Genomic DNA, 11,950 nt, shown 5'->3' with positions numbered 1-11,950 from the left:
AACCTATTTTAGGACTAGACAATCACCAGCTTAAGTTGCCAAATATATTACTTTGTATCCAAGTGTTAATAGGGGTTTCATCTTGTATCTATACCATTGATAGCATATTGGAGAAGGTATTCAATACCGTCTCGAATCGCTGATTAAATGGATAACACACAATGGATATGCTTCCCTGGCTAATCGTATCTGGCATCGTGGTTTCCGTGATCACCTGCGTTATGACCGCAGTCCTGATCAAAGAATCATAAGCCATAAAAAAGCCTCCGTGACGGAGGCTTTTTTGGTGATTCAAACTGTCTAGAGTCGCAAGGCATCCTTCGCTTTCTGCAAAGCCTTGTCATATCGCTGCACAGCCTTGGCGGCTTTCTTCAACTTTTTATGCTTCTTCTTCGCCAGTTTCTTAAGCTGCTTGGCCTGCTTTTTAGTCACAGTCGGACGAGCGACAATATCTTCATGCTCAATTAAGTCAATTGCAGCCAGATGTGCCTGAGCCGCGGGGGTCAGCGCCGGATGATCTCCAACCTTATGTAACTTATCATCCTCAGCAACAGCGGATTCCGCCTTAACGGCTTTCCTCACCTTCAGGGCACTGGGTTTGCACAGATACGCTTTATCACTGGCCGCTCGGGCACAACTGCTGCATACAAACTGCGGCTCACTGACAATCTTACTGATCACCGCAAACTTATCGGCAATCTCGACACGACGATACTTACAAAGAGACTTGGCCATTTCCCACTACTCCTTCAGCAACCGCTTTTTCTAATTATTGTTTCTATCCTTATCGCCAGCCTGCTATTTCTTATTTGCTCGACTCTTTCATTGCGGCAATCACATAAACATCAAAACGATTCTTCTTGGTTTCTATCGCCATCGACGGTTTTTGTTGATCAAGATACTCGGCATAATCCGGACGCTTAACCACCACGCGCTTGGTCGCCAACGCCAAAGCAGGCACAAGCAGGCTATCAGCATCATTATCGGCACCGACCAGGCTCTGGAACACCCGCATCTCTTTTTTCACCAGCGCCGATTTCTTCTTATGTGGATACATAGGATCCAGATACACCACATCCGGCGCCTCGAAATCCGCGTCTGCTGCCAGTTTATCCAGCGCATCATGGCTTGATGCATGAAGCAGGCTCATACGCTCAGTCACCCAGCCGCCGATTTCCGGATCCTGTTGCGCCCGGTGCAAACCATCATCCAGCAACGCCGCCACAACAGGGTGGCGTTCCACCATCTGAACCTTACAGCCCAGTGAAGCCAGCACAAAAGCATCACGCCCCAGCCCGGCTGTTGCATCAACTACGGTTGGCGTCACTCCACCTTTCAGGCCGACTGCTTTGGCAATCGCCTGACCGCGACCACCGCCGAACTTACGACGGTGAGCCACTGCACCACCGGCCAAATCGACGTAAACCGCACCAAGTTTAGGCTCATCCAGCTTGCGCAATTCCAGCCGTTCAGCCGTCAGCACCAGGGCAAACGCACTCTCGTCATCATGGCTGAGCCCCCAACGCAAGGCCAGTTCATCCAGCTCATGCTGGCGTTCAGGAATTTCACAAATCAGGGCTAGTTGCACAGAGTTCTCCGGTTCAGAAACAACAGATACCGCATCATCACCACAAAGGTCAGCGGCAGACAGGGGCGGAATTATAGCACTGCCTCTGGCTCGTAATGCAACTCAGCAACCAGCTCTGCCAGCGGCTTCGGACGACCAAACAGATAACCCTGAGCATAGTCGACACCAAGCACATTGAGTCGCTGCAAAATCGCATCATTTTCGACAAACTCAGCCACAGTCTTTTTGCCCATCTTCTTGGCCAGCTCATTGATCGCTTTAACCATGGCAAAATCCATTTCATCTTTAGCGATATCACGGACGAAAATCCCATCAATCTTGATGAAATCAACCGGCATTCGTTTCAGATAGCCAAACGAGGACAACCCGGTACCAAAATCATCCAACGACAGCAGACAGCCCAGCTCCTTGAGCTGAGTAAACAACATAATGGCCTCACTCAGATTGCCAATCGCCGCGGTTTCAGTAATTTCCAGACATAACTTATGGGTCGGCAACCCGGAGCTGCGGATTTTATCAATCAGGAAGTAGACAAAATCGCGATTCCCCATCGACTGCCCTGACAGGTTGATAGCACAAAGCCCCAGCTTCTCCACCGCCTGCGGATGAGCCACCAGCCAGTCAATCACTTCATTGATAACATAGCGGTCGATCAGGTGTGCGAGGTTATAACGCTCTGCCGCTGGCATAAACAGCCCCGGCGAGACAATCGAGCCGTCCCGATCGCGAATGCGCACCAGAATCTCATAATGTTGCTTATTACTGACCACAGACAATGGAGTAACCTGTTGGGCGAATAATTCCAGACGGCGGTCGGCCAGCGCTTCGCGGATCAGGTTCACACACTCCATTTCCAGCTCGCGGCGCTTCAGCTCTTCATCATCAGGATGATACAGATGCAGGCGATTCCGTCCTTCATCCTTCGCGGCATAACAGGCGGTATCGACCTGAGCATGCACCTGCTGCGGCGAGCCGGCAGTATGATCAATCAAGCGAATACCTATCGACCCGCTGAAATTAAACCGGGTGTTCTGCCAGTAAAATTCCGCCTCTTCCAGCACCAGAAGAACCTCGGTACCAAATTTTACCGCTTCAGCCTGACTGCAGTTATGCAGGATAATGGCAAATTCATCACCGCCAAGGCGCGCCAGCGTTGCCTGGCTCGGCGTAATCCCCCGCAGCAGCAATGCCACCTGTTTTAGCGCCTCATCACCGGCTTCATGACCGGCGGTATCGTTAATCACCTTGAACTGGTCAAGGTCGATATACAGCATCGCATGACGGGCATCCTGCTCCCGGGCTTCCTGCAGGGCGGTCTCCAGCTGCTTTTCAAAATGGTTGCGGTTATATAAATCAGTCAGGAAATCATGGTTGGCCTGATAAGCCAGCTTGGCTTCCAGTTCATAGGTTGCCGTGACATCCTCACCCACCAGCAGCAGCTGTTGTTTAAGTTGGGCAGAACGGATGGTTTCGCGGATCCATACCGTTTTGCCATCGGCACAGCGGTAACGCACCTTGCGGCGCCAGACCTGCTGCTCATCAGGTTCACGGACTCCGGAAATATACTGCTGCGGTACCGGCACATCATCGTAATAGAATTCCGTCACCTTATGGCCCAGCAGCTCGCGCTTGTCGTAACCGAGCAGATCAGCTGCAAACTGGTTAACCGATTGAATTCGGGCCTTGTTATCCAGTGCCAGCAGGATCACCGGCTGCTGTTCATACAATACCCGGTAGCTGACTTCCCGTTCACGCAGCTTCTCTTCCATCTGGTGGCGGGAAGTAACATCACGGGCTTCAAACAACAGCTGCTCCTTTTCACCTTCCGTGCTTGGCATCCGCTTCATGGCGATATCCAACACCCGCCAGCCGTCATCAATGCTTTGCACTTCAACTTCAAAACGTACCCGCTGCTGCTGCCAGGCCGATTCAAATGCCTGGCTCAGTGATAATGTCGCGCCCTGATTCCAACACAACCAGCGCCATAGCGGTCGGTCATATTTGATCACCGAGCGACCAACCAGGTTTTGCAACGCGAGGTTGCCCGAAATCAGCACCCCGTTGTCATCAAGCAAACCGATATACTGGAAGCTCTGGTCAAACACCCCTTCAAACAGTGCCCGGCTGCGCTGCAGTTTCTGCTCGCCTTTGTGCAGACGACGAATGATAAAGCCCAGCAAAACAATAATCGCGCTCATTACCACCACGGCCATACTAAGAGCCCATAACTCTTTCTGGTAGCGATCGAGCCAGCTCTGCGGCTTATTGATATACACAATATCATCACCGTCTACGGTCAGATCCCAGCGACGCAGAGCCTGATAGTTGAACGTTTCCTGGCCCGGGGTATGAACGAATACCGGCAGCTCACGGATGCCGCCATTGATGATCGCCGCCAACAATTGGCCTGCCAGGCGACCAGTCTCGACCCCGTCGGTGATCACCCCGCCAAGCACGCCGTGTTTGAGCATGAACTGGTATGACACATAAATCGGTGCGGTGGCATGCTCACTGAGCGACTCAAGAAAAGCTTCACAGGCCATGTACTTACCGCTGCCGTCCTGGAAGTAGCTCAGAAACATGATGGCTGAGTCGTCGGGCAGATCCGCGACCTGCTCAAAGACTTCATCAAAACTTTGATTGGAGAAACGATGGAACACGATACCGGAAGGGTTCATCGCCATATAACGCTCCACCCCCTGCCACAACGCCTCGCCGGTGTAGGTTTTATCCGCAATGATATAAAGATGTTTCAGATCCGGCTGAAGTTCCATTGCCAACTGAATATTATCCGCAGCATCAATCGTATCGAGTACCCCGGCGATCTGGTGCAGGCGGTTATACTTTTCCGGCAGGTATTTGTTAACCCCGGCCACAACCACCGGCGTATCGCCGATTTCATCGGCCAACTGATTCACCAGCCAGAGCGCGTTATCGTCGGTCGCGACTATCGCCCGGTACTTTTCATTCGCTAGCTTGGTACGGTAAATATCGAGGAGTTTGTTGAGGTAATTTTCGGACTGGTAGCGCTTACTGTCCATGTAGCTGACATGGAGCGGAATGTTCTGATCCTCGGTTGCCGACTCCAGTCCCACCTGCAGGGCATCCGTCCAGCCCATACCACGGTGGTAAGAGTGGATCACCAGGGTATCTTTAACCTGAGCAAAAACAGGGGCCGCTAGCAGCGCAAGAAGTAAAGCAAGAAACCGCATAAAATGAAAAAGATCCTGTCGTTGAAATCCCCTGCTACTCCGGCCATACAACCGACACCAGCCTTCCTTGCAGTGTTCGCGGGTCATTATTTTTAGGTACTTGAGCGTGCTCAGTATAAGATATGAGCAGTGTTCTATAAACAAGGGAATCAATAAAACCATGACCCAGCCACCACGGATTGATGATCTAGACCGCGATATCCTCAATGCCCTGATGAACGATGCCCGAATCCCTTATGCCGAAATGGCCAAGCGCTTCAATGTCAGCCCGGCAACCGTGCATGTCAGGGTAGAAAAGATGCGCGCCGCCGAAATCATTACCGGCACCGAAGTGGTCGTGAACCCGAAGCTGCTCGGCTATGACGTTTGCTGTTTTATCGGTATTAACCTAAATGCAGCACGTGACTACCACTCCGCCCTGGAGAAGCTGAACAGCCTCGACGAAGTTGTGGAAGCCTACTACACCACCGGCGCCTACAACATTTTCGTTAAGCTGATGTGTAAGTCGATCGAAGAGCTTCAACATGTACTGATCGACAAACTGCAGGCTATCGACGAAGTTCAGTCGACTGAGACCCTGATCTCGCTGCAAAACCCGATCAACCGCAATGTGAAGCCATAAAACAGCACGAGAATCCGGAAAATCAAAAGCCAAAAATAAAGGGTTGGAGCCAAGGCACCAACCCTTCTTTCACCGGCTATGAAACCGATGCAGTTTAGCTAGATTACTCAGCGCTGCTGTCCAGCTCAGCTTTACGCTGTGCGGCATCTTCTGCCAACCACTCAGCCACAGTCTTGGCAAAGTAAGTCAGGATACCGTCAGCACCGGCACGCTTGAAGCAAAGCAGGGATTCCATGATGGTTTCGCGCTCTTTCAGCCAACCATTCTGGATTGCCGCCATGTGCATCGCATACTCACCGGATACCTGGTAAGCAAAAGTCGGCACCTGCAGTTCGCTCTTCACGCGGCGAACCACATCCAGGTAAGGCATACCCGGCTTCACCATTACCATGTCCGCACCTTCGTTAACATCCATCGCCACTTCGTGCAGCGCTTCGTCACTGTTGGCAGGATCCATCTGGTATGTCTTCTTGTCACCGCCTTTCAGGTTACCCGCTGAACCGACTGCATCACGGAACGGGCCGTAGTAGTTCGACGCATACTTGGCAGAGTAAGCCATGATCTGGGTGTGGATGTAACCGGCTTCTTCCAGAGCTTCACGGATAGCACCAATACGGCCGTCCATCATGTCTGACGGAGCAACAACATCTGCACCCGCTTCGGCGTGAGACAGAGCCTGCTTAACCAGCACTTCAGTAGTGATGTCATTCATCACATAGCCGTCTTCGTCAATGATGCCGTCCTGACCGTGAATAGTGAACGGGTCCAGAGCCACATCAGTAATGACACCCATTTGCGGCACATGCTCTTTCAGCAGGCGAACCGCACGCTGAACCAGACCTTCAGGGTTGTAGGCTTCGGCGGCACAGGTGCTCTTGAAATCCTGGGAAATCACCGGGAACAGCGCGATGGCAGGAACCCCCAGCTTCGCCAGATACTCAGCTTCCTTCAGCATGAGATCAAGGGACAGGCGTTCAATACCCGGCATCGAGTCAACCGTTTCGCGGCGATTCTTCCCCATAAGGATGAACATAGGGTAGATCAGATCATTCACAGAAATCTGGTTTTCCGCCATTAGTCGGCGGCTAAAATCATGCTTACGCATGCGACGCATACGGCGTGCCGGAAACGCGCCCTGGATGGATACAGACACTGCATACTCCTTGTTGGGTTGATTCGCTTTTTGCATATGATACCACTCCGACCGGACTTAGGCTGCCCGGATTGCAAAAAACGCCTGAGTTGTTGCATATGAAGCGGCCATCAGCTCCACCGGATCCTGATTACGGCACTCGGCAATCACAGTTGCGATATGCGGCAGAAATTTTGGCTCATTGCGGCTCGACTTAGGTTTAGGACGGTAATCCCGCGGCAGCAGGTAAGGGCAGTCGGTCTCAATCATCAACCGGTTATCCGGAATATAACGCACAATATCGCGCAGTTCAGTGCCCCGGCGCTCATCACAAACCCAGCCGGTAATGCCGATATGCAAATCCAGCGCCAGGCAGTCACGCAGCTCGGCTTCAGTACCGGTAAAGCAATGCAGCACAGCGGCCGGCAGTTTGTCACGCCACGGCTTTAAAATCGCCATAAACCGTTCATGGGCATCACGGCAGTGCATGAACACCGGCATGTTCAGCTCAGCCGCCAATGCCAACTGGGCTTCAAATACCGCTTCCTGCTGCGGACGGGGAGAAAAATCACGATTAAAATCCAGCCCGCACTCACCAATCGCCACCACTTCAGGCTCAGCCGCCAGGCGGCGAATCTCAGGCAGGGATAAATCCTCGACTGTCTTGGCATCATGCGGGTGAACCCCGGCAGTGCTGTAACAATAGTCCGGCCAATTGCGAGCCATTTCCTGCGCCTGAATACTTTCTTCAATACAGGTACCGGTCAGGATCAGCCCTTCAACACCGGCTTCCTTCGCGCGGGCAATGACCTCATCACGATCCTTGTCAAAACGACTGTTGGTTAAGTTCACCCCGATATCAATCATCTGGTTATCCGTCTCTTTATACTCTCAATTCATAAAAAAACCGGCCAAAGGGGCCGGTTTTTCTGTAACTTACTTGGCTTAGTGCTCGTCGTGACCTGCCGTTTCAGTTTCATCCTCTTCTTCCTCGCGAATGTAGAAGCGAGAGAAGAACAGGCCAACCTCAAACAGCAAGCACATAGGTATTGCCAGCAATGTCTGTGAAATAATGTCCGGTGGCGTCAGCAGCATACCAACAACAAATGCAGCCACAATAATGTATGGCCGCTTCGTTCTCAGGCTCTGCGGATCAGTCGCCCCTGTCCAGCACAGCAGAATAATGGCAACCGGAATTTCAAACGCAATACCGAACGCCATGAACAGTGCCAGAACGAAATCCAGGTAACTGGCAATATCAGTGGCTACCTGCACCCCTTCCGGGGCAATACTGGTAAAGAAACCAAATACCAGCGGGAAAACCACAAAATACGCAAATGCCACACCAGCGTAGAACAGCAGCGAGCTGGAAAACAGCAACGGCATGATCAACTTACGCTCATGCTTGTACAAGCCCGGAGCAATAAACCCCCAAACCTGATACAAAATCATTGGCACAGCAATAAACACTGAGGTAACCAAAGTGAGTTTTATTGGTGTGAAGAAAGGCGATGCCACATCCGTTGCAATCATCGTCGCCCCTTCAGGAAGACGCTCGACCAGCGGGGCCGATAAGAATGCATAGATGTCGTTGGCAAACCATACCAAACCAAGAAAAACCACTATTACACTCAAAATTGAACGCAGCAGCCGGTTACGCAGCTCTACCAGATGGCTGAATAACGGTTGCGTGTCTTCGACTGTCGACATAGTGATGTAATTTAATCCTGCTTTTGAGAAGTCGTTGCTGAGGTTTGCTCGTTATTACCGGCATAAGGACGCTGGACGTCCGCGGCGGCTTTTTTCAGCTCATCGACAGAGTTCTGCAGATCAGGGGATAAATCCTGCATGCCCATTTGCTCGGCCTTTTTCAGATTTTCCTGCAATTCCTGAATCTTCAGCTCCTGCGAAATTTCATCTTTGACCGAATTAGCCATATTACGAGCAGCGCCAACCCAGCGCGATACCGAACGGATCGCGACTGGAAGGCGTTCCGGCCCCAGTACAACCAATCCCACCACAGAGATCAGTATTAACTCCCAGAACCCGATATCAAACACGCGTTAAACCTGCTCTTTGTCTTTCTGGCTCTTCTGAGCCTGCTCGTCTTGCTGGTTGTCAGCCAGTTTCTTCTGATCGAAATCCGCATCAGCGTCTTTCTTGGCTGCCGGCTCTTCGTCACTGATAGCTTTCTTGAAGCCCTTCACAGCTGAACCCAGGTCACCGCCCAGTGTGCGCAGTTTCTTGGTTCCGAAAAGAAGGACAATGATCAGTGCAATGATTAGCAATTGCCAAATACTAATACCACCCATGCTTGTTTTACCTCAGCTCATTGTGGTTGATAACAAAAACGATATGTGTTGGCAGCATACTTTACCTGCTATTTTCGGCAAGCACGCCACCCTAGTAACCAAAACGTGACCCCTGTTGCGGCGGAAACCGCCGGATAAGTTTCAATATGATTACTAAAAAGTATGGCAGAACATACAACCAGAGTTGCACCAATGCCAAAATAGAACCTTGCATGGTTCTGATAACGCCGACTTTCCATGAAATTTTCGAAAAGAGTGTCGACGCGCTGATTCAGGGCATTACTCTGACGCAAACTGTCATAGAGCAGCTCAGGCAATTCAGGCAATTTTTCTGCCCAGAACGGCGCCCGGCTTTTTACACCATCAATCACCGCCTGCGGACCGACCTGGCGCGACATCCAGTCTTCCAGGAACGGCTTGGCGGTATCCCACAGATCAAGCTGTGGATACAACTGGCGACCTAATCCTTCCACGTACAGCAGGGTTTTCTGCAACAATACCAGCTGTGGCTGCACTTCCATATGGAAGCGACGCGCAGTATTGAACAGGTTCAGCAGCACATGTCCGAACGAGATCTCTGCCAGCGGCTTTTCGAAAATCGGCTCGCACACCGTACGGATCGCGAACTCAAACTCGTCGACATTGGTATCTTGCGGTACCCAGCCGGAATCTACGTGTAGCTCAGCGACTTTTCGGTAGTCGCGATTGAAGAATGCCAGCAGGTTTTCCGCCAGATAACGCTTATCTTCACGGTTCAATGTGCCGACAATACCACAATCCAACGCAATCCACTGCGGATTGTGCGGATTTTCACGGGCAACAAAAATATTCCCAGGGTGCATGTCGGCATGAAAGAAGCTATCACGGAATACCTGCGTAAAGAAGATGGTGACGGCATTTTCTGACAACAACTTCATGTCAGTGCCGTTGGCCACCAACGCTTCGACATCAGAAACCTGAATGCCGTAGATGCGCTCCATCACCAGCAGCCGCTCGCTGCTGAGGTCGGTATAAACCTCCGGCACATATAGCATTTCGCTGTCTTCAAAGTTACGACGCAGCTGAATGCCGTTCGCCGCTTCGCGCATCAGGTTCAGCTCATCCAGCAGGGTTTTCTCATATTCCTGCACCACTTCAACCGGGCGTAAGCGACGGGCTTCCGGCATAAACCGCGACAAGATGCGGGCCATGCGGTACATCAACTTAATATCGGCCTGGATCACCGGCAGGATATCCGGGCGGATAACTTTCAGCACTACCTCACGACCATTTTCTTTCAGCGTGGCGGTGTGTACCTGGGCAATCGACGCTGATGCCAGCGGCGTTTCATCAAAGTCATCAAACCACTTTTCCAGCGGCCCGCCCAGTGATGCTTCCATATGCTGCTTGGCCAGCTTGCCGTCAAACGAGGCCACCTGGTCCTGCAACAATGCCAGCTGATCGGCAATATGCGGCGGGAACAAATCCCGGCGGGTCGACATCATCTGGCCGAACTTGATCCACACCGGACCCAGTTCCTGCAATGCCAGACGCAGGCGCTCGCCCAACGGCTTTTCCGGATGTTCGTTCTTGATCCAAAACAGCGACTTACGTGCCGTCTTCGGCAACTCGGCCCGCGGATCATCGGGTATCAGCTCATCCAGCCCGTAACGGAGCTGAACTTTGGTGATTTGGTATAAGCGTTTGAATTCCGAATGTCTCATCATGCTCAGCTTTGCCCTAGCAGTGTATTAAGGCGAGCTTCAAAACGAGCCACATCAGATTTCAGGTCGTCAACCTGATCGGCAAAATGGGCAATTTCCAGTGCCTGCGGCGCCAACTTCCACTCTTCAGTGACCACTTCCGCCAGATCCCGCTGACGATTTTCGACGCCCTTGCGGATTTGCTCTGCGCCATTTTTCAGGCCGCTGACCAATGTATGCGCCACGATATCACCGGTATATTGCGACAGTTTCTCTTCAACATCCGGCTTCAAACCGCTCAGCAGCGCAGAAAACTGCTGCGCCAGCTGAATATCGCCATCCAGGGCCAGTTTGTCCGCCTTGATCAATTGAGTCAGATTGGCCTGCTGGCGCAACTCAGGTAATACGGTCAGGTTCAGAGCCAGCCGACAATCAACGTCGCCTTCATAAGCCCCCAGCACGTCAATCTGCTGGCTGAAAACGAAGGTCAGCGTTTTGCCGAACTCATTGATGGTGACGCTGATCACCTTGCCGCGCAAACGCCCCAGCCGACGCTGACTCTCAGTATCGTCCTTCAGTAGTGTGTTTAGCGAGGTTTCGACCGCGCCGGTCACAAAAGCATCGAATGGCATAATGTCCTCAGAACTTGTAGCCTCGGTGCAGAGCAACGATGCCACCAGTCAGGTTGTAGTATTGGGTCTGTTCGAAGCCGGCATCCTTCATCATCCCTTCCAGCGTGTCCTGATCTGGGTGCATACGGATGGATTCAGCCAGATAGCGGTAGCTGTCGGCATCATTGGCGATCAGCTCACCCATCTTCGGCAGCAGGTGGAACGAATAGGCGTCATAGACTTTTGACAGCGGCTCCAGAACCGGCTTGGAGAACTCCAGCACCAGCAGGCGGCCGCCCGGCTTCAGCACTCGGAACATCGAACGCAGCGCTTTGTCTTTATCGGTCACATTACGCAGACAGAAACTAATGGTAATACAGTCGAAGTAATCGTCCGGGAAAGGCAGCTCTTCAGCGTTAGCCTGTACGTAAGAAACGTTACCAACCACACCGATATCACGCAGCTTGCTACGGCCGACTTTCAGCATTGAGTTATTGATATCTGCCAGCACCACATGACCGTCATCACCGACGATACGTGAGAATTTAGCAGTCAGATCGCCGGTACCACCACCCAGGTCCAACACACGATGACCTCGGCGTACACCACTGCAATCAATGGTAAAGCGCTTCCATACACGATGGATGCCAAACGACATCAGATCATTCATGATGTCATACTTCGTCGCCACGGAGTGGAACACTTCCGCAACCATATCCGCCTTTTCGTCTTTAGCTACTGTCCGGTAGCCAAAATGGGTCATATCTTGTGTGGTGTCCGTCATGTTCTAT

The 11,950-nt window shown here is 51.9% G+C and carries 12 protein-coding genes; 1 reads left to right on the top strand and 11 read right to left on the bottom strand.

The genetic code is table 11. The features are described from left to right. Nucleotides 1-300 precede the first annotated feature (300 nt). From C942_RS23060 to C942_RS23050, 3 genes are all read right to left on the bottom strand, one after another. Nucleotides 301-735 carry a hypothetical protein gene (locus C942_RS23060; protein ID WP_007470997.1) on the bottom strand — a complete coding sequence of 145 codons (435 nt, stop codon included), beginning with the start codon at nucleotides 733-735 and terminating at the stop codon, nucleotides 301-303. 70 nt (nucleotides 736-805) lie between these two features. Further along, the gene (locus C942_RS23055; RefSeq protein WP_007470995.1) at nucleotides 806-1,588 is read right to left on the bottom strand and encodes a class I SAM-dependent methyltransferase; all 783 of its coding nucleotides are present in this window, start codon (nucleotides 1,586-1,588) and stop codon (nucleotides 806-808) included. 71 nt (nucleotides 1,589-1,659) lie between these two features. After that, on the bottom strand, nucleotides 1,660-4,800 hold the full coding sequence (locus C942_RS23050; protein WP_007470993.1) for an ABC transporter substrate binding protein: 3,141 nt from the start codon (nucleotides 4,798-4,800) through the stop codon (nucleotides 1,660-1,662). A gap of 160 nt (nucleotides 4,801-4,960) precedes the next feature. On the opposite strand from C942_RS23050, the gene asnC reads away from it, so the two are divergent. Continuing rightward, nucleotides 4,961-5,422, top strand: coding sequence for a transcriptional regulator AsnC (asnC, locus tag C942_RS23045; protein ID WP_007470990.1), 462 nt, complete (start codon nucleotides 4,961-4,963; stop codon nucleotides 5,420-5,422). A gap of 103 nt (nucleotides 5,423-5,525) precedes the next feature. Here asnC and hemB read toward each other — a convergent pair whose 3' ends face one another. From hemB to ubiE, 8 genes are all read right to left on the bottom strand, one after another. Beyond that, nucleotides 5,526-6,575, bottom strand: coding sequence for a porphobilinogen synthase (hemB, locus tag C942_RS23040; RefSeq protein ID WP_007470989.1), 1,050 nt, complete (start codon nucleotides 6,573-6,575; stop codon nucleotides 5,526-5,528). 57 nt (nucleotides 6,576-6,632) lie between these two features. Next, nucleotides 6,633-7,421, bottom strand: a complete 789-nt coding sequence (tatD, locus tag C942_RS23035) for a 3'-5' ssDNA/RNA exonuclease TatD (RefSeq protein WP_007470987.1) — start codon at nucleotides 7,419-7,421, stop codon at nucleotides 6,633-6,635. 78 nt (nucleotides 7,422-7,499) lie between these two features. After that, the gene (gene tatC / locus C942_RS23030; protein WP_007470985.1) at nucleotides 7,500-8,264 is read right to left on the bottom strand and encodes a Sec-independent protein translocase subunit TatC; all 765 of its coding nucleotides are present in this window, start codon (nucleotides 8,262-8,264) and stop codon (nucleotides 7,500-7,502) included. An 11-nt stretch (nucleotides 8,265-8,275) separates the two neighbouring features. Beyond that, on the bottom strand, nucleotides 8,276-8,614 hold the full coding sequence (tatB, locus tag C942_RS23025; protein WP_007470983.1) for a Sec-independent protein translocase protein TatB: 339 nt from the start codon (nucleotides 8,612-8,614) through the stop codon (nucleotides 8,276-8,278). Between the two features lie 3 nt (nucleotides 8,615-8,617). After that, a complete protein-coding gene (tatA, locus tag C942_RS23020) occupies nucleotides 8,618-8,866 on the bottom strand; it encodes a Sec-independent protein translocase subunit TatA (protein ID WP_007470981.1) in 249 nt (82 codons plus the stop codon). Between the two features lie 68 nt (nucleotides 8,867-8,934). Beyond that, on the bottom strand, nucleotides 8,935-10,569 hold the full coding sequence (gene ubiB / locus C942_RS23015; protein WP_036801600.1) for a ubiquinone biosynthesis regulatory protein kinase UbiB: 1,635 nt from the start codon (nucleotides 10,567-10,569) through the stop codon (nucleotides 8,935-8,937). 5 nt (nucleotides 10,570-10,574) lie between these two features. Then, nucleotides 10,575-11,180 carry a ubiquinone biosynthesis accessory factor UbiJ gene (locus tag C942_RS23010; RefSeq protein ID WP_007470976.1) on the bottom strand — a complete coding sequence of 202 codons (606 nt, stop codon included), beginning with the start codon at nucleotides 11,178-11,180 and terminating at the stop codon, nucleotides 10,575-10,577. Nucleotides 11,181-11,187: 7 nt separating this feature from the next. Beyond that, nucleotides 11,188-11,943 (bottom strand): bifunctional demethylmenaquinone methyltransferase/2-methoxy-6-polyprenyl-1,4-benzoquinol methylase UbiE, encoded by a 756-nt coding sequence (ubiE, locus tag C942_RS23005; RefSeq protein WP_007470974.1) that lies wholly within the window; start codon nucleotides 11,941-11,943, stop codon nucleotides 11,188-11,190. Nucleotides 11,944-11,950: the final 7 nt, after the last annotated feature.

The sequence above is a fragment of the Photobacterium marinum genome (genome assembly GCF_000331515.1).
Taxonomy (GTDB): Bacteria; Pseudomonadota; Gammaproteobacteria; order Enterobacterales; family Vibrionaceae; genus Photobacterium; species Photobacterium marinum.
Note: the sequence above shows the minus strand (reverse complement) of the source record. Positions and strands in the feature narration are given on the sequence as shown.